Origin of the sequence: Mesorhizobium kowhaii (assembly GCF_042431665.1) — a bacterium.
In the GTDB taxonomy this organism is placed as follows: domain Bacteria; phylum Pseudomonadota; class Alphaproteobacteria; order Rhizobiales; family Rhizobiaceae; genus Mesorhizobium; species Mesorhizobium kowhaii.
Window position 1 is genome coordinate 13,227 of the sequence record NZ_JBHLYT010000046.1, and the last position, 17,069, is coordinate 30,295.

At 60.1% G+C, this 17,069-nt stretch carries 20 protein-coding genes; 8 read left to right on the top strand and 12 right to left on the bottom strand.

Translation table 11 applies throughout. The annotated features are described in order from the left end of the window. Positions 1-131: 131 nt before the first annotated feature. Positions 132-479, top strand: coding sequence for a hypothetical protein (locus tag ACFFNA_RS25775; protein WP_111544416.1), 348 nt, complete (start codon positions 132-134; stop codon positions 477-479). Between the two features lie 35 nt (positions 480-514). Here the strand turns inward: ACFFNA_RS25775 and ACFFNA_RS25780 are convergent, their stop codons facing one another. Both ACFFNA_RS25780 and ACFFNA_RS25785 read right to left on the bottom strand, forming a co-directional pair. Continuing rightward, entirely contained in the window at positions 515-751 is a 237-nt protein-coding gene (locus ACFFNA_RS25780; protein ID WP_111544417.1) for a hypothetical protein, read from the bottom strand. 131 nt (positions 752-882) lie between these two features. Further along, positions 883-1,641, bottom strand: coding sequence for a DUF2865 domain-containing protein (locus tag ACFFNA_RS25785; RefSeq protein ID WP_378922655.1), 759 nt, complete (start codon positions 1,639-1,641; stop codon positions 883-885). Positions 1,642-2,137: 496 nt separating this feature from the next. Between ACFFNA_RS25785 and ACFFNA_RS25790 the strand changes: the two genes are divergently transcribed. After that, positions 2,138-2,353 carry a hypothetical protein gene (locus tag ACFFNA_RS25790; protein ID WP_111544419.1) on the top strand — a complete coding sequence of 72 codons (216 nt, stop codon included), beginning with the start codon at positions 2,138-2,140 and terminating at the stop codon, positions 2,351-2,353. A 79-nt stretch (positions 2,354-2,432) separates the two neighbouring features. Here ACFFNA_RS25790 and tolA read toward each other — a convergent pair whose 3' ends face one another. The 3 genes from tolA to ACFFNA_RS25805 all read right to left on the bottom strand — a co-directional run bounded on the left by tolA (position 2,433) and on the right by ACFFNA_RS25805 (position 4,531). Next, entirely contained in the window at positions 2,433-2,801 is a 369-nt protein-coding gene (gene tolA, locus ACFFNA_RS25795; protein WP_378922657.1) for a cell envelope integrity protein TolA, read from the bottom strand. Positions 2,802-3,094: 293 nt separating this feature from the next. After that, positions 3,095-3,928, bottom strand: a complete 834-nt coding sequence (locus ACFFNA_RS25800; protein ID WP_378922659.1) for a glutathione S-transferase family protein — start codon at positions 3,926-3,928, stop codon at positions 3,095-3,097. A 21-nt stretch (positions 3,929-3,949) separates the two neighbouring features. Next, complete coding sequence (locus ACFFNA_RS25805; RefSeq protein WP_378922661.1) at positions 3,950-4,531, bottom strand: VOC family protein; 582 nt, start codon at positions 4,529-4,531, stop codon at positions 3,950-3,952. 580 nt (positions 4,532-5,111) lie between these two features. Here ACFFNA_RS25805 and ACFFNA_RS25810 point away from each other — a divergent pair. The 3 genes from ACFFNA_RS25810 to ACFFNA_RS25820 all read left to right on the top strand — a co-directional run bounded on the left by ACFFNA_RS25810 (position 5,112) and on the right by ACFFNA_RS25820 (position 7,527). Beyond that, entirely contained in the window at positions 5,112-6,140 is a 1,029-nt protein-coding gene (locus ACFFNA_RS25810) for a tyrosine-type recombinase/integrase (RefSeq protein ID WP_378922663.1), read from the top strand. A gap of 20 nt (positions 6,141-6,160) precedes the next feature. After that, positions 6,161-6,667 (top strand): hypothetical protein, encoded by a 507-nt coding sequence (locus ACFFNA_RS25815; protein WP_378922665.1) that lies wholly within the window; start codon positions 6,161-6,163, stop codon positions 6,665-6,667. A 95-nt stretch (positions 6,668-6,762) separates the two neighbouring features. Then, positions 6,763-7,527 carry a DUF5131 family protein gene (locus tag ACFFNA_RS25820; RefSeq protein WP_378922666.1) on the top strand — a complete coding sequence of 255 codons (765 nt, stop codon included), beginning with the start codon at positions 6,763-6,765 and terminating at the stop codon, positions 7,525-7,527. On the opposite strand, the gene tcmP is transcribed toward ACFFNA_RS25820, so the two are convergent. From tcmP to ACFFNA_RS25840, 4 genes are all read right to left on the bottom strand, one after another. Then, entirely contained in the window at positions 7,472-8,416 is a 945-nt protein-coding gene (gene tcmP, locus ACFFNA_RS25825) for a three-Cys-motif partner protein TcmP (RefSeq protein ID WP_378922668.1), read from the bottom strand. The two genes, ACFFNA_RS25820 and tcmP, sit on opposite strands and share 56 nt — an antisense overlap. 70 nt (positions 8,417-8,486) lie before the next feature. Further along, positions 8,487-9,203 (bottom strand): thermonuclease family protein, encoded by a 717-nt coding sequence (locus ACFFNA_RS25830; RefSeq protein WP_378922670.1) that lies wholly within the window; start codon positions 9,201-9,203, stop codon positions 8,487-8,489. A gap of 223 nt (positions 9,204-9,426) precedes the next feature. Beyond that, on the bottom strand, positions 9,427-9,786 hold the full coding sequence (locus ACFFNA_RS25835) for an ArsR/SmtB family transcription factor (RefSeq protein WP_378922672.1): 360 nt from the start codon (positions 9,784-9,786) through the stop codon (positions 9,427-9,429). 1,397 nt (positions 9,787-11,183) lie between these two features. Continuing rightward, positions 11,184-11,390 (bottom strand): hypothetical protein, encoded by a 207-nt coding sequence (locus tag ACFFNA_RS25840; RefSeq protein WP_378922674.1) that lies wholly within the window; start codon positions 11,388-11,390, stop codon positions 11,184-11,186. Positions 11,391-11,777: 387 nt separating this feature from the next. On the opposite strand from ACFFNA_RS25840, the gene ACFFNA_RS25845 reads away from it, so the two are divergent. Together ACFFNA_RS25845 and ACFFNA_RS25850 are read left to right on the top strand one after the other, a co-directional pair. After that, positions 11,778-11,999 (top strand): DUF768 domain-containing protein, encoded by a 222-nt coding sequence (locus ACFFNA_RS25845; RefSeq protein WP_378922676.1) that lies wholly within the window; start codon positions 11,778-11,780, stop codon positions 11,997-11,999. Positions 12,000-12,327: 328 nt separating this feature from the next. Then, positions 12,328-12,585: a hypothetical protein gene (locus ACFFNA_RS25850; RefSeq protein WP_378922678.1), complete on the top strand. Its 258-nt coding sequence runs from the start codon at positions 12,328-12,330 to the stop codon at positions 12,583-12,585. A 116-nt stretch (positions 12,586-12,701) separates the two neighbouring features. On the opposite strand, the gene ACFFNA_RS25855 is transcribed toward ACFFNA_RS25850, so the two are convergent. From ACFFNA_RS25855 to ACFFNA_RS25865, 3 genes are all read right to left on the bottom strand, one after another. Then, positions 12,702-13,175, bottom strand: a complete 474-nt coding sequence (locus ACFFNA_RS25855) for a Ros/MucR family transcriptional regulator (protein WP_378922762.1) — start codon at positions 13,173-13,175, stop codon at positions 12,702-12,704. Between the two features lie 120 nt (positions 13,176-13,295). After that, positions 13,296-15,119, bottom strand: coding sequence for a hypothetical protein (locus ACFFNA_RS25860; RefSeq protein ID WP_378922680.1), 1,824 nt, complete (start codon positions 15,117-15,119; stop codon positions 13,296-13,298). Positions 15,120-15,150: 31 nt separating this feature from the next. Beyond that, positions 15,151-16,203 carry a collagen-like domain-containing protein gene (locus ACFFNA_RS25865; RefSeq protein ID WP_378922682.1) on the bottom strand — a complete coding sequence of 351 codons (1,053 nt, stop codon included), beginning with the start codon at positions 16,201-16,203 and terminating at the stop codon, positions 15,151-15,153. 316 nt (positions 16,204-16,519) lie between these two features. Here ACFFNA_RS25865 and ACFFNA_RS25870 point away from each other — a divergent pair, with 316 nt between their 5' ends. Continuing rightward, positions 16,520-17,038: a hypothetical protein gene (locus ACFFNA_RS25870; protein ID WP_378922684.1), complete on the top strand. Its 519-nt coding sequence runs from the start codon at positions 16,520-16,522 to the stop codon at positions 17,036-17,038. Positions 17,039-17,069 lie beyond the last annotated feature (31 nt).

Here is a 17,069-nt window from a genome sequence, read left to right on the forward strand (position 1 = left end):
GTGCCCGACAAGCATTAACGATCCGCTAACCTTAACGGGCGGTTAGATATATCCGCCGACACGGCCTGCGGTATTGCGCCGGGTTGTCGGCAGGATCGAAGCCGCTATATAGGTCCCAAGGGATATTGCGGATGGTTGGACGGATCTTGCCTTTCGTCATGGGGCTGACGCTGCTGTTCGGCAGCGGCTGCACGCGCACCTATGACGGCACCGTGGTGATCCCGAGGCCGCTCGATGTCCGGCGTTTCTGGGATCGGCCGCCACCGCATGTCGAATACGGGCAGATCGAAGACGGCGCCTTTCCGGTGGCGCCGCAGCCGCCGCAGCGATTTTCCGAGCGCAGGGTGATGACGCATGCTGCGCCAAGAAGGCACCGGACGAGGGTCTCGACACCGCCTTCCCTGTCTGAACCAACGAAGCCGCTGACCTGCAGAAACGTCAGCGAGCCCGGCAAGAGAGCTCGCATGGTCTGCGAATAGCGATCGATCGGCAAATGCCTTCGGTGAGCTTGCCTTCAGAGCGAGGCGGCGCCCTTTTTGGGTTCTTTGGCACCGAGCTTGTCGAGTGCAAGACGCACCTGACGCAAATCGTCCTGCCAGCCGTCATCGTCGCCCATCGGGCTCTCCGACGCAGCCCGCTGCAGCCCACGCGCCTCGGATTCGATCCCGCGCAGCTCAGCGATTTTCTGTTCGGTGGTCAGGGAGCCGTCTTCGACGATCTCCAGCACCCGCATTTCCCTGAACGTGGCCATGGCGTTTCTCCTGGCTGATGTCGATCACAACGCCATGAGCGCCACTCTGTTCCAGGCAGATCCTGAGTTCCGGCCGGATCGCAACAGGCCCGCTGCAACCGGTCATCCGCCGAAATCGGAAAGGCCGGTGGTCAGTCGGCCGGGAAGAAGGCAGGGCCGACCACGCGCACCGGCCGTTTGCCGGCCTCGATCGACTGGTGCTGGGCGGTGCCCAGGGCTTCGGCATCGGGCGCGGGAACGGCAGCAACGATGCCGAGATCCGGCTTTACCGTCGGCAGCGGAATGATGGCGTTGCTCATGTCGGCGGGCGTCACCGTCCTGGCTCGCAATTCGGCGACCCGCTGGTAATAGCGCTTGACGTCGCATGCCTTGAAATTCGCGCCATCGCGGTATCTGAAGGCCGTCGGCAGCTCGGAGTAGGGCTTGCGCGTATCGAGCGCGACCATGTTGTCGGTTTCGAGGTTGGCGTCGCTCAGCGTGTAGAGGTCGACGCCGGGATCGCCGCAGATATAACGGCACTGATCGGCCGTATCCCTGAGCTCGCCGCTTCCGGCGAATTGCGACTTTGGCGCCGGGAAGAAGTAGCCGTCCGACAGGCGCACGCAAAACAGCATCGCATTGCCGCCGAGCGATGCACCCGCCGATTGGGTCCCTGGTGTGGGCGGGCGCCGCTGCTGCTTGGCCGAAGGCGCGCAGCCAAGCGCGACGAACCGCGCCTGCAGGCCCGATGTATCCCCGCCCGAATTCGCCGCGGCAGCGATCCGGCGCTGCACGTCCGCGCGGCTCCTGGCAAGGTCGGCGCAAGCGTTGAAGAGGCCACCCAGGGAGCTTTTCGCCGTGCACTGGCGCTGTCTCTCGATATTCTGGATCGCGGCAAGTTGCCGTCGCAACGAGGCAAGCTCCGGACTTGCCCCGCCACCGCGGCCGGCCGAAAGCAGCTGGGCCCTGATTGCGCCGCAGCTATCCGCATACGAAGGGGGTGTACCCCAGCAAGATCGCCGCCACCGATATCAGCGCGATCATCATGAGAGGCCAGAAACGGGTCATCTTGACGACTTGGTCCCTGTTGCTGAGAACCTGGAATTACAATGCTTGAATTCGGTAAGCTTCGGCTAAATGAGTAAATCCTAATTATTTCAAGCTTTTCAACCTGAATAGACTCTTCCTTAGTGTACTATGTCGCCCTCTGTAAATTCGATATTACATTTTTATTTCAAGATTGAGACGAACTCCAAAGCAATCCGGCAAGGCCGACAAACAGACCGGCAAGGTCGACGATCGCCGAGGGGCCGCAGCGCAGCGGACCCAAATCAATCCGCCGTTACCGCCATGCGCTTTGAAACTTTTGCCTGGCCTTCGGCGTTGAATGGCTAAAGGAGAACGCAGATGTCGATCCACTTCACGGTCTCGGACCTGACAAGGAACCTGTTTCACTCGCTTGGGCTGGACCACGAGCGCGCGCCAAGGCCCCTCAACGCCGAGCAAAGCCTGTTGCTGGAATGCTATCTGGCCGGCCAGATCCCGGAATCGGCCTGGAACGACTACGTCTTCGAGACGCCTGACCTTGCCCGGCATGCCGAGGCAAGGCGCAGCCACCACTGAGCCAGCACGCGCAGGGCCGCGCAAACCGCCGTGATACGGCGGTTTTGGCTGGCTTGTCGGTTTGCTCTCGCTTGTCGGTTTATTTGGGAGAGGTGAATTGCAACGTGAACACGTTGCCGGCGACCCCTTGCGCCAGCTTCGGCGAGAAGGTCAGGGGCAGGCAGTTCTGCAAGGCCGTTGTCGCGGCGTCGACAAATGATTTTTTCGCCGTGGCGTCGCCGTTCACCTTGATGGCTGTCGGCCTCGGGGGGCCGATCAGCGTGCCGTCCCGCTTGAAGCTGAAGCTCAAAGTAACGCTGGCGGTTCCGGCGTCCGCCGGCGGCGTCCAGCACGCCTGGATCGCGGCCCCGACATCGCTCATTGTGTTGAGTTCAGCGGCATTTGAAGGATGAACGGCGCCCGCCAGCATCATGCCCGCAATCGCAACCTGCCTCGCAACGCTTTTCATCGCCAGCCCTCGTCTCGCTCCTGACCGACAATCCATGCCGGACTGCCGAAATGGATGGTAAGGCCAACGCCGGCAATGACAATATCTCTCGGCAAAAAGTTGACGCCCAAAAAGCGACACCAGATGATACCTGCGTGGCCTGATCGCTGCTCGATCACGTCCCGCCGACAGCGTGCGAAAGCAAAAAGGCCGGCATTGCGCCGACCTTTCCTTCCACCTCGGCGCCAGTACATCCGTGGTCGCGGGGTGAATTATCGGCAGTAGACAGGGCTTTGGTTAACGAATCCTTAACCTCAGACCTTAGCCTGCGACTTCACATAGGCGATGTAGCCGCGCACGTCGCCGGCCGGCTCGGCGTAGGCCTTGCCGAGCTTCTTCTCGATCGCCGCCATATACTCCTTGGCCCATTTGGGCAGGGCGTAGTCGATGACCGCCAGGAACTCGAGCGTCGCCGCCAGGCGGATGTCGGCGATCGACGGGTTCTTGCCGCCGATGAACGGCTTGCCGTCCCTGAAGAAGCTGTGGAAGACCTCCAGCGGCTCGGCAATCGCCGCCATCGCGGCCTTCTGGGCTTCGGACTTCTTGCCCGGGTCGGCGTCGCTGTGGCCGACCTCGCCGGCATATTGCGGGAAGCCGAGGAGCGGATAGGTTGCGCGCGCCACATAGGGGTAGAGCGTACCGACCAGGTAAAACATGGCACTGTCGATCATCGCCCGCTTGGCCGGCGCCTTGGGATAGAATTTCTCCAGCCCGTGCTTGTTGGAGAGGTATTGCATGATGGCGCAGCTTTCCCACAACACGCCTCTGGGAAGGCCTTTGTCCTCGATCATTGGCGTCAGATGGGCGGGGTTTCGCGCCATGAATTCCGGCGAGCGGGTGTGGCCCCAGGCATCGGTCTCGTCGGCACCCAGCCCGGCCGCGCGCGCGAACACCCGAACAGTCATGTTGTTGACGCTGGGCTTCAGCATGCTGAGCTTCACGGCAGGTTTCTTAGCCGGCTTCGCCTTGGCCTTCGCAGCGGGCTTGGCCGCTGCCTTGGCCGCCGGCTTTGCCACCGCTTTCGCCGCAGGCTTCGCGGCTGCTTTGGCCGCGGGTTTTTTCGCACTCTTCGTCGCTGTCTTGGCCATTTGTTCCTCCCTCTGGTTTGTTCAGTATGGGTTCTTCGGTGCCCGGTCATCCGACAAGGTTGCGCGGGAACGCTCGACGAGCGCCTGGATCGCATCGGCAAGATGCACTTCCGCAATGTTGTAGTCGCCGCGCGCGACACGCAGCCTGTGCGCTTCCATCAACACGTCGGCATGGGTGAAGCCCGCCGGCGGCTCGAAGCGGTAGGAGGCGAGCTCGATCAGCAGGCCGAGCGGATCCTCGAAATAGATCGAATCCATGAAGCCGCGATCCTTGACGCCGCTGTGTTTGATCCCGCGCTCGTCGAGCCGGGCAACCGCCTGCAGGAAGGTGACGCGCGACACCGAAAAAGCGATGTGGTGGACGCAACCCGGGTCGGTCGGCGTGCGTCGTTTCTCCGGCGTGCGGCTCTCGTCGGTGAAGATGGTGATCAGCCGGCCGTCGCCCGGATCGAAATAGAGGTGGCTTTCCTTGGGTTTGTCGAGGTTGGGCTGCTCGAAGATGAACGGCATGCCGAGCACGCCCTCCCAGAAATCGATCGAGGTCTGGCGCCCGGCGCCGACCAGCGTGATGTGATGCACACCTTGCGATTGCAGTTTCTGCATTGGCCTTCCTCCCCGCGGCATTAACTGCCGGTCCGGATCTGCCCGGCACCCGACGTTCTGCGCGCCGCTTGAGCCATGCCTCAGGATCCATGGCGCAATGCTAATGCAATCGGCCCCGCCGCGCCAGAAGCGACGAATGCAGCCAAGATCGAACGATTGGTGGAGACGGAGAGAGTGGTACGCCCAAGGGGAATCGAACCCCTGTTCCCGCCGTGAGAGGGCGTCATCTGGCACAGCATGATACCAACTGATAGGCTATTAGACATTTGATTTCATTACGCTTTATCGCATATAGTATCATCTCGGTTCAGGCAGTTTCGTTGATCACAAAGCAACGAAATTGACAACGAAAACTCAGGGATGAGCGATGGCGCAACGTCGAAGCAGCCTATCTACCAAGACCAGCCGTGCGGCATTGCCGTCTTCGGACGCGCCCGAATGGGAGGTCATTAGCCCCGGTGTACGCCTAGGTTATCGGCGCGGGCGTGGGAGCCACGGCCGCGGCGGCACATGGCTGGCGGCTTCGCGGTCGGTTGACGGCCAGCGCCTACAGAGCCGGTTGGGCCAAGCAGATGATCAATTGCCGGCCGACGGCGCCAAGGTGCTCACCCATGAGCAGGCAAAGGACGTTGCGAGGGCCTGGGTCAAATCTCTGAAGGTCGGCAACGAGGCCGCCCCAGCGCTGACCGTGAATGCTGCGCTCGATCGCTATTTTGAGGCACGGGAAGCGGAGGGCATGAAGTCGCTCGACGACGCCAGGACGCGCGCGGCTTTTCACATTCGGCCCAAGGTCGGATCTCTCCGCGTTGCCGATCTGACCATCGAGAAAATCCGCGCGTGGCGCGATGGGATGGTGACAGCACATAAGCGACTGCGCACCGGCAAGTTCGCTGAGAAGGCCAATACCGTCGCCGTCGACTTGTCGGACCCGGAAGTGATCCGCCGGCGGCGCGACACCGCGAACCGAACACTGACGACATTGAAAGCGGCGCTCAACTGGGCGTTCAACAATCGGCTCGTCGTCGATGACACCGCTTGGCGCCTTGTGAAGCCCTACCGCGGCACGACGGCCGCACGCGTCCGTTTCCTGTCGCCTGACGAGCAGAAGGCATTGATTGCCGCCAGCAACGGCGCCATTCGCGATCTTGTGTCGGCGGCGTTGGTGACCGGCGCCCGCTTTGGCGAGCTCGCGCGGCTTCGGGTTCTCGACTACGACGTCGTCAACAAGTCGGTCTTCATCGCGGAGAGCAAGAGCGGCAAGCCCCGTCACGTGCCGGTGCCAGCCGGCGGCGCCGAGCTATTCGAACGGCTCGCCCGCGATCGTCCCGGCAACGAGCCATTGCTTCGACAGGAGAGCGGCGCGGCCTGGGCGACGTCGACCTACAACAGACCATGGAAGGCTCTGCTCGCCCAAGCCAAGCTCTCAGACGTGACGCTGCACGAAATACGGCACACCTACGCCAGCACGATGGTCCGCAACGGCGCGCCGTTGATCGTCGTGGCCGAAGCGCTCGGGCACAGTGACACCCGGATGGCCGAGAAGCATTATGCGCACTTGGCGCCGTCGTACGTCGCCGACACGATCAGGCGGCTGGCGCCGGACATTTGACCTTTTGGGAGGGGATTTTCATGCGCTGCACACCGAGCGAAATCAGGGCCGAAGCAGTGTCGGGCCTGATGCTTCAACTGTTCTCAGTCCTGTTGACAGGCTACATCCTCATTTTACCGATTCCAGCATATCTGGCGGTGTTGCTCGCGCTCGGTGTAGCGTTCGCGATGGCAATCAGCGACCATTTGCAAACCGCTATGTCGCTGACCAAGAGCCGGACCCTGGAGCAGCTTTGGCTCGGCGAACTAACTACGCGACTTGGGATCGAGGCCGCGGCTTCCGCCGGCGGCTCACCAGTGCACATCGACTGGCAAGAGATGACGACGCGCGCCGTTGGCGACATCCGTCTGTATGATCAGGATTTGAAGATCCGGGACGAACTGTCTTCCGGCGGCTCGATCGATGCCATGACAGGAGTGCTGATCGCAATAGTTCCAGTGGCTGTTCGGCTCGCCTTGGGCTGGGGGCTCGCGGTGCTGGCAAGCCGCTTTGTTCCCGCCTTGGCCAGCGTCATCACCAGACTTTAGGATACGCGGCGAGGCGGTGAAAGAGGATGCCTTCGGCCGGCCCGGCCCGATGCCTTCTTCACAGAATAGTCACTCTCAGGTAGGAGGATCGCCCGATGGCTGAAACTTCAATCGAATGGACGGACGCGACGTGGAACCCGGTGGCGGGCTGCACGATCCTGACTGCCGGATGCACGAATTGTTACGCGATGCGCATGGCGGCTCGCCTCGAAGCGATGGGCCAAGGGAAGTATCAGGGCCTGACACGTAAGAGCGGCGGCCGCGCCAAATGGACAGGGAAGGTGACGCTCGATCCAAAGTCACTCGCCACGCCGGCGACCTGGAGCAGACCGCGTCGGGTCTTTGTCAATTCCATGTCGGACTTGTTTCATATCGACGTGCCTGCGGATTTCATTCGGCGGGTGTGGACCGTTATGGAAGAAACTCCGCGGCACACCTATCAAATCCTGACAAAGAGGCCGGAGCGTATGGCCGACGTTCTGGCGCGCGGCGATTTTCCCGTGTTGCCTAACGTCTGGCTCGGCACAAGCGTTGAAGACAATCGCGTTCTCGATCGAGTGGACGAATTGCGCAAAGTGCCGGCGGCGATCAGGTTCGTTTCACTTGAGCCTCTGATTGGGTCTGTGGCAGGTGCCGATCTGACCAACATTGATTGGGCGATAGTGGGCGGTGAGTCGGGACCGGGCTCGCGCTATATGGACCCGCGCTGGGTCGACGAAATCGAGGCTATGTGCCGGGGCAGCGGCACAGCCTTCTTCTTCAAGCAGTGGGGCGGCCGCAACAAGAAGGCGACTGGCCGCACGCTCAACGGCCGGACTTACGACGAGATGCCCGCGGCTTCGGCGCATACTTCCGGTTGACGTAGCGAACAAATTTCTCCGCAAGCTCAGTCGCCTTCGGGTCAGGATTGGCCACTGCCAAGAACAACGAAAACGTGTGGCCACCGTGCGGGGTCATGATCGGAAGCGACTCGGATACGAAAGCAAAAGTTTCCCGCAGGAGTCCTTCAAACCATTGATCAATTTGTTCTTTGCTCACGGTTCGGCGGGCGGTTCGCTGCGTCGGAGGCGCATCGATAAAGGCAGCAAAGATGTCGATCTGCCCTGAAGGATTTTCCGGCTGCATGGCGTAAAGGTCACGCCATCGAGGGCTGAGAACCCGGTCAAGCATGGCCTCTTTATTGCCGATTCCAGCGTAGTCATGAGCAAGCTGCCGAGTGACGGCCGCTACGTTAAACAAAAACCAAATGTCGAGGCATTCAGTTTGACTGAGCGCCTTTAGCGTCGACCAATCGACCTGCATGGAAAATGGGTCCAAGAATACCACGCCACGTGAACGGCTCCGCGCCTTGCTGGTCCACGGCGCTTTCCCAATGATCTCCAACAGTTCGGCATTGGCATCGCCGCGAAGAACTTGAATTTCCGCATTTGGCCAGTCAAGTCTAACAGCCTCAAGCGCGGCTGCACGCTCTGGATCCTTCTCGATAAAAATGAAGTGCTTGAAAGGAGGATCTATTTTGAGAGCACGCCGAGCCGACCCGGCTAAGGTTTCAATAACGGTTTCGATCTCGCGGCCTTCGAAGATGCCTCCGACCTCACGCTCAGCTTCGCGGTCGCCGGATCCCGCAAATGCGTCGATATACCATAGGTCCATCTTTGCCCAAGTCAGCGCCTTTGCATAGCACTGAAGGTAATATTCTACCGCGTCTAGTTTGATCTCTGACCACGGTCCACCATATTTGTGCGCCATTTCTTGCTCCAATTACGTCTTGGGCCGACCGTCGCCAACGGACCGTGTTTTGATAGAGTTCGATTTACCTCTAGCAAAGCGATTCACACGGAATTCCGTCGCTGTCCCGGTCGAGCTTCCCGCCCCACGGGCAGTTGTCGAGATACCAGCGCGCCTCGTCGCATGAACTGATCTGCGAGCAGGTTCGCCGCGGCTGGCAGGAGTAGCTTTGCGCCACCTGCCTGCGGCTGATGATCCCGAGAGGCTGGCTTGCCGGCGCTTGCTCGCCGGTGCGGTGCTCTGCGCGCCATTCCCAAGGCGCTTGAAACGTTCCGACCCAGATCCCACGCTTTGCAGCCTGTGCCGCCGCCTGTTGTCCCGGATAGGCACCGTGGCTGTATTTGGGCCAATCCAGGGCCTGGCCGTGCTCGACCATCCAGCCGGCCACGCTGGCGCCATCAGCACGGCTGCAGTCGCCGACGTAGCGGCCGTATCGATCCCATGAGACGAACGTGCATGTAACCGGCTTGGATATCGTCAGGAAGGCATCAAGCGCCGCAGCAGACTTGGCACCGCACCAATATTGGAAGCCTTTGGGGTCGTCGCATTGCTGGCTGGATTCGGGCGCATCGATCCCGTTGAAGCGGATGCGCTGGCCGTGGATCTCGATCGTGTCACCGTCAATGACGGATGCGACACCTGAGATCGGGCCGGGATTGTTCATTGATCCGAGAACGGGGATGCGTTCAATATCAGAATTGCTGGCGGTGACGTAGCCGACCGCGCCAACCAGGACGACCGCTGCCAATCGAAATTGCGGATCTCGAAAGACCGAACGTCTCGCCGGTCGGCGAACCTTCTTAGGTGGAGATCTTGACCAAGCCATAGGCGTCCCCCCGAACACCGCAGCCCCATCATGCCTCGCTATCGGGAGGAAGTCGAATCTCGCTACTCTGCCCGCACCTTCCCGATCAGGGTCTTAGCCATGTGCGGAACGGATCAAGCCTGCAGAAGAGGGACTACGGCAGGACTCATGCAGCTTTCAATCTGCGGGGTGCTCTTATTCCCTGAGGCTGCTGCAGGGACACGGGGAATTTGTCCTCAGCAACGAGCTCGTCCAGCTTGCCGAGCAGTTCGCGCACGGCATCGGATTTGCAGGAATAGTAGATCGTCTGCCGATCGCGACGGGTCTCGACAAGATCGAGTGCCCTCAGTTTGGCCAGGTGCTGCGACAGGGCGGATTGGCTGAGCAGAACTTTTTCAGCGATGACGCCGACCGACATTTCACCGCCGATCAGATAGCTCATGATCAACAGCCGTTTCTCGTTGCCCATCACGGATAGAAATTCCGCGACATATTTTGCGTTGGCTGTAAGCTGCCTCGAAATCATCAATTCTTTTCTCAATCCGACAAAGTGTCACCAGCCAAGAGAACGGCCTGGCAGGGGCTGCCTTGGCGCGGAGTGGGAGCCTGAGCCCAGACGTTGGACAGGCGCCTTCAACGATTATAGTGCCCCGCCTTTTCGAGACCGGAAATTACGCGATCACGTAATGAATATTCACTTATACTAAAATATTTCACGCAAGCCGGCTCCCCGAATCGTCCCGTCCATGGCAATTCATTAGCATCGCGACATATATCGACCATGCTCTGGTTCTCACCGCCGGTTCCCGTTCGAACGAAGCGCGTTGGCGTGACGCGCGAGGTGAACAACGTCGACGCCGCTGCCGAGGAATTGCTTACATGGGAGACGCAAACGCCAAATGGCGCGTTGCGGTCGAAACATGCGTGGGGGCGATAGAAGGAACGAAGACACCCGATGACGTCAGAGAGGCATTTCTGGCTGCGGCGAAGGCCTGTGGGATGCTGCGGCAGCGGTGATCCGGGAGCGGCTGTCTATCTGGAATTTAGCTTTCAGTAGAACATTAGATAATTCTTAATTACTGTGAGTTGGCAGCCGACGTCGCCCCCGATGTCGGCTGAAGATCGGTATCCGATCGGCCCGCGTCCTCCGCCAGAGGCGCGGGCTTTCCCGCCTAACGCGGTAGGTAGGCATCCCCATCGGCTCTGTGCTCAAAGCAGAACCAATGCGACGGCTGTCTTGGCTTGCTGAACCCCCAGCCCGCGACCTTTCCGTAACCCGAATGCTCGCAAACATGACCAAGAACTCCGCCAGGGCCACGCGCGGCCGGCGTCATGCCTTCGGCCAGTTTGAGCGGTTCGTCGCTCATAGCAGTTTGATCGGCTCCATCAGGCCGGCATAGTCGTTCGGCATTGACGCCAAGGCGGTCGGGGTGGCACCGAAATTGCGTGTCCCCTCGCATGAGCCTGGACATGTCTCAAATCGGTTGCTCGCGCTGCAGAGTTCCTCTGATCCGTCAAGCAAATGAACATATGGGTTGTCCCAATTGCGGAGCGTCCGACACGCGCAAGAACGTGGAGCTGCAAATCTACGCCCAAGCCTCCGCTGCAATTTCTCGATTGATAGGCCGCCCCGCAAGGGAAGCGATACGCCTAAACTCCGTTTCATTCTCTTGTGCAGTCGAGAAGAACGGCCGCCTGAGCGCGATCAGAGACAAAGCGCCGGGTGAGCGAAGATTAAAAAATTGACCCGAAAGCCGAAAGGTTTGGGCGGCCCGGCAGCCGGGGGTTTTGGGGGGACGGCCGCCGGGCCATGCCGGAGAGTTCCTCCTCCCGGCGAGCACGATTTTGGCGTCATATTAGCGATAACGCAAATACGCCCTTTGATGGGGCTGAAGGCCGGGACGGGCTTGTCGGTCGATTGCCTTACCTGCCAACCGCGGCGGCCAGCTCGGACGCGCTCGCAATGATTTCGCGGGCATTCTTTGTCAGGCGGCGGTTCTGCTCGATGAGTTCCTGAGTTTCTTTAATGCGGATGAGGCTTTGCCGCTCCCTCTCATCGAAACGCCCAACCAGCTTTTCGGTTTCGTTGATCTGTTGCATGACGATGCCGCCTTTCAACGTATTCAGCATAGAAACCCGCGAGGCTGGGATCCGTTCCCTAGAGCGCGCGGGACGCATCGGTGCTGTAGGACAGCTGTGGCGGGAAGCGCCCTATAGCCTTGCATTTGTTGGAACCATTTCAGCGCCACCTAATTAAGTCGCCGGCGGCCGCTTCGGCTGCTGGCCAACGTTCGGCATGACCTTGGTCGGCCCGCGTCCGCTGCAAATGGGCGCGGGCCATCAAGCGGAACCGAATCAGGTGCTTGCAACTTGTTAGCTGAGACGAAGCTTGCATGAGGCGCGCCTAATGTTCAGGGATAAAGAAACACGAGTTTTAGAAGCGGCCCTGCTCGCCGCAGTGCCAATCTCGATCCTGGTCGCGGTGGCGTTGGTCAGCCTTACGTTCGGTTGGTTCGGATGAGCAAGCGCGGCACAGATTTCCTTTACAAATGGATTTCGGCCAACGTTCCCGAAACCATCGGTGCGGATGTCATCTCAGTAGCCGAGCTGACGCAAAAGCTTTTCGCCGACGCCAAAACGGTCGGCATCAGCAGCACCGAGATCGAGGAAGACACCGGCAGTGTCTATGAGGCGATCCTGGACGCCATCGTTCACCACGATGCCGGCAACGTGGACTAGCTGCCGCTTGTCAGAAATCCCCAGTTACGCGATAGTATTTTGGGGAGACGGGGATGCGCAAACTACCATCCGATATCGATGCGGACGTCGTATTGGGCATTGGGCGAATGCTCGATGATCATGCCAGGATGGCGTCCGTCTCGCTGGCGGATGCGGTAAAAGACATCCGCAAAGTCTGCCAGACAAGGCTTTAGCGACCATGATCTCGAAGAGCTGGTGATCGAAATGGCTGCAACTCGCGGCCTTGCCGTCTTGCTCGATCGTCGCGCGACGTAGTGCTCTTGTTGATTTCTGGATAACCTCCCCTACGTTGCGGAGTTAGCGACGGATGGCAAAGGGCTGGACGTTCCAATCTCTGATCGACGGCAAGATGACCGTGGCGGCTCACTGCCAGACGGCGCCGTGCCATCATAGCCAACGGCTCGACCTGCCGAAGCTGCGCGACCGCTTCGGCCCGGATGCGCCGGCCATGGAATGGGACATTCGCCCAAAGCTTCGCTGCAAGAAATGCAATGGGAACGATGTTGGGCTGATCTACACTCCCGACAGCAGCCCCAACGCCTACGGCAAGGCAAAGGGCGCATAACCGACCAGCTTCAGCAGGTGATAGACTGCGATGCCGACCAGATAGAGCGACAGGGCGATGAAGGCGATCCGTAGGATCATGCCTTTGTCGCCAGGGAAGTGCGTCATGGCGGATTGTTACGCATTCGTCTTCCGCTTCGCTGGCGCCTTCTTGGCGGGTGCGTCAGGAGTAGCTTTGCGGCCGAGGCCAGATGCCTTCGCTAATTCCGAGCGTTGTGTCGCATAGTTTGGCGCGACCATCGGATAATCGCGCCCCAAGCCCCACTTGGCTCTGTATTCATCGGGGGTCATCCCCAAAATAGCCAGATGCCGCCTCAGCGATTTGAACTTCTTGCCGTCATCGAGGCAGATGATGAAGTCTGGCGTCACCGATTTCTTCGGACTCACCGCCGGCGTGAGCGCTGCCGAATGTTCGATTGCTGGCTGGCCCACTTGAGCTAATGCCAAGTTCACGCTGGCGATCAGCTCGGGCAGAGCAGTAACGGGCAACGGGTTGTTGCTCACATATGCTGAAACAATATCGGCAGTCAGTTCGATCAAGTCAGTTTCGTTTGACAAACGCGTGTCCTCCAAGGTTGTGGTCCACTCCATATTGTGGATTGATTGAGAGAGCAACTGAACGTTGCCATATACCGCGTTGGTCTCGTAGGGCGAGATTCCACAGCGGTTGCCCAACCTCTGCATGGAACACGTCCGGTCAAGCCGGCTCGATTAAGCGGAACCGCCACCGATCGTGTTGCCGGCGCCTACATTGTAGTTCGGCGTGGTCACGTTCGTGTACGAATTAGACTGGACGTTCCAATTGTTCGCACCCGCCTGAAACACGTTGCCGAAGTCGAGAGACCCGTACAGGTTGCCGATAATATTGCTCGGGTAGCCAGACGTGTTCGCAGTCACGTTAACGCCCTTGCCACCTTTGACGCCAGTAGGGTTAAAAAATGTGTTGTGATGAACGTGACAGTAGCGAGCGAGGTTGACGTTAACGCCAATCTGATCAGGCGGAACAACAAAATAGCTATTACTGATCCAAACGCCGACGATACTGGTCTGGATATTAATCTGGTTTAGGGTCGTGTTGAACTGGCTGTTCGAGACGACCAGTTGTGCGAGACCAGTACTAACGGCGTTAGGTGGAACCGTGATACCGACTTCGCCACCGACGAAATTGCATTGGTTAATAGTCACACCCTGTTGGTAGTTGTCGTACAGAATACCAATATCGGGGTTGACGAACCGGCATTTCGAGATGTCGGCGACGATAGGAATGTGACCAACACCCCCGTACATGTGTATGCCAATAGCCGGTTTATAGGTGCCACCGAAAACATCGATGTCGTCCAGGCTGACGAACGACAGGCTATTCAGGTTCATGCCGACGGCAAAGCCTGTCGTGTACGGAAACGCGCCCGAGCCGGTGAAGGCGAGGCGCGACAAATTCGACGACATGCTGCTTCCCGACGTGCCGGCGCCGCTGATGCTCAGAGCCGCATTCAGCCCTGTCATCGCGACAGCGGATTTGAAGGCGATGTCGGACATATTGATGACTTGCTCATTCACCAAAGAGATCACGAGACCATTGGTGTTGTTCGCCCACACGAGTTCGGTCGCGTCCTTGCCTGCGCCCCGGATCGTGATGCCTTTCCTGACAGTGCCAGTCAGAGTTATCTGACTTTCCGCAAAGAACTTGCCCGGCGGCAGGATCAGTTCGCCACCGGCAGCCAGCGCGGCGATGGCGTTCGTGAGAATGGTCGTGTCCTGGGTGTTGGAGACGCCGAGCAGGCCGAAATCGGACAGGTGCATGCTGTCGCGGAGCCGGGCGATGGCGAACCGCGTGACGGCGTTCGCCGCAGAATGCTGGTATCGCAATTTAGCGATGTCGATGCCGCTCGCCGCGGTGCCAGGAGTGGCGACCTTGATGTCCGTCACGGAACCGTTGGCGAGCGTGCCGGACGGTCCTGTGGCCCCGGTAGCGCCGATGACGCCAGTCGGGCCGGTAGCACCGGTCCCCGCCGGACCAGTCGGCCCTGTGGCGCCGATCGGCCCCGTGGCACCGGTGATGCCAGTCGCGCCCGTAGGGCCGCCGGCCGGTCCCGTGGCGCCTGTCGCTCCTGCGGGTCCGGTTGGCCCTGTGGGGCCGCCAGCCGGCCCTGTGGCGCCGATTGGTCCCGTAGCGCCGGTAGCGCCTACGCCAGTCGCTCCGCTCGGTCCTGTGGCGCCGGCTGGTCCAGTAGCGCCGGATGGCCCCGACGCGCCTACGCCAGTCGGCCCAATCGGCCCTGTGGGGCCGGTGGCGCCCTCGCCGGTGATCAGTGCGCGCGTTGCGTCTGACAGCGCGTCGGGCGTGACGACGCCATTGACCAGCGCGCCGTCGTTGCGCCGCACCTGTGCCAGTGCATCGATCGACTCGTCGACGCTGTTGATCAGGTTATCGAAATCGTTCGAAATTTGCGTGCCGGGAAAACTGGAAATTCCCTGTTGCTCCTGCTGGAACGCAACGTAGTCGTATTCGCGGACGGGTTTCTGTGGATTGCTCACGTCGGCCTCGTTGATTTGCTGGTTTCGGGCATCACACCTGGAAGACGATCGTGCCGACGATACGGCTCGTCGCCGTCATGTTGGTCTTGTCCAGGTCGCTGGTGCCCGTGGACCCGCCCATTTTGATCTGCATGTTCGTGGAGCTGGTGACGCCCAGGACACTGAGGGCGCCGGTGATGGAGCTCAGGTTGCTGTAAATGCTGATGCTGCCGGAGCCGAGCATTCCGGTGACGGTGCCGGGCAAATTCAGGATGGATACGGCGCCGGAACCGCTGCCCAACGTCGACACAGTGATGTCGAACGCCGCCACGATCACTCGCCCGATCTTGGTGTATACGCCGGTTCGGTTCAAATACACGAAGCCCGCCGTGCCGCCGGTGGCGAACGAAAACTCCGGCGCCGTCGCCCAGTTCTGTTCCAGGTAGGTCCGCACCGCCAGCGTGTCGAAGCCCGCGCCGCGCGTGACGGCGGCCCACGAGGTCAGATCAGCATCGATCGGCTGCTTTTCGGTGTCGAGCTCCGCGATCGCGGATTGAACGTTGGTGGCCGCGATACCACCCGTCGGCGAGAACGTCACGGACGACGCGGCCGAGCCTGGCCCCGTGGCGCCGGTGACGCCTGTCGGGCCGGTCGCCCCGGTGACGCCTGTGGCGCCCGTAGGCCCGGTTGCTCCGGTGAGGCCCGTCGGCCCTGTCACCCCGACCGGTCCAGTCGCGCCGGTGACGCCTGTCGGGCCGGTAGCGCCGATGCCCGTTGGACCTGTCGCCCCGGTCACGCCTGTCGGCCCTGTGGCGCCGATGCCTGTCGGGCCGGTGGCTCCGGTGATGCCCGTCGGTCCTGTCGCCCCTTCGGGGCCACTCGGGCCGACTGCGGCCAGCAAATCCCGCGTTGCCTGAGAGAGGCTGTCGGGTGTGACCTTGCCGTTGGGCAACGCACCGTCCGATCGCCGCACGTCGGCCAATGCGTCGATCGTGTCGTCGATGCTGTGAACGATGATGTCGAGATCCGTTTCCAGAAAAGACCCTGGGACGGCGGTGAAACCGGAATAATCGTACTGGCGGACGGGTTTTTCGGGATTTGCCACTTTGATGCACCAACACGTCGCTTCCAAATAGCATCGCGGTGCTGGAGCCATGCTCCACACAAAACGCTTGATATGCCTAGTTGGAAGTCCGTTGACGTTGGCTTCGGAGGTTTCCGAAGCGGCTTGGTGCAGTTGCCCGAGTTCTGCGCGGTTCCGGCGTTTGTTAACTTAGTCGATTTCTGCCAGGAAAACCAGAGACACCGTGGACAACTGCGCAACCTGGGCTGGACCCATCGTCTCACCCCCCGCTCGATAAAATTCCTGTGTGCTGTTTCGCTCTTTATTGCTACAACAATAAATAAAAATGGGGGTTCAAATGAGCGATACTGCTGCTGGTGTCAAACCGTTAGGTCGATCAATAAACCATTGGCCAGCCTTCTTTGTGATCCTTGCTACTGGCGTTCTCGTTGTCGCAGTTGCGAATGAGAATCTGGCCTATGCCATCGGGTACGCAGGGGCGATAAGCCTCATCGCCTTCTTCGCGCTTCGAAAGGCAAGAACGCTTACGAGCCTTGTCACGGGTTATATCGTCTACGCGGCGGTCCTTGGGACCCTTGTCGGCGTGGACGTGCAATCTGAAATTAGACACCTTCGCGAAGACATCAGTCAGGGATGCTTATCTAGAAACACGGACGTTGCCCAGCTTGCGATCGAACAGCAAAAACCATATTGCGAGTGCTATGCCGGTGACATGTCGATTAATATGACGTGGTGGGGCGCGAAGAACTATGTGCTTTTGCGAACGCCAGCTCCGAATTTTCGGGACAATTCGGAGTTAATTTCAATGGCCACTGAGGCGGCTAATCGCTGCGCCAGCCAGCTGAAAACACGTTAAGAAGGCGCGGGGATTGGGCGACCCGGCCCCA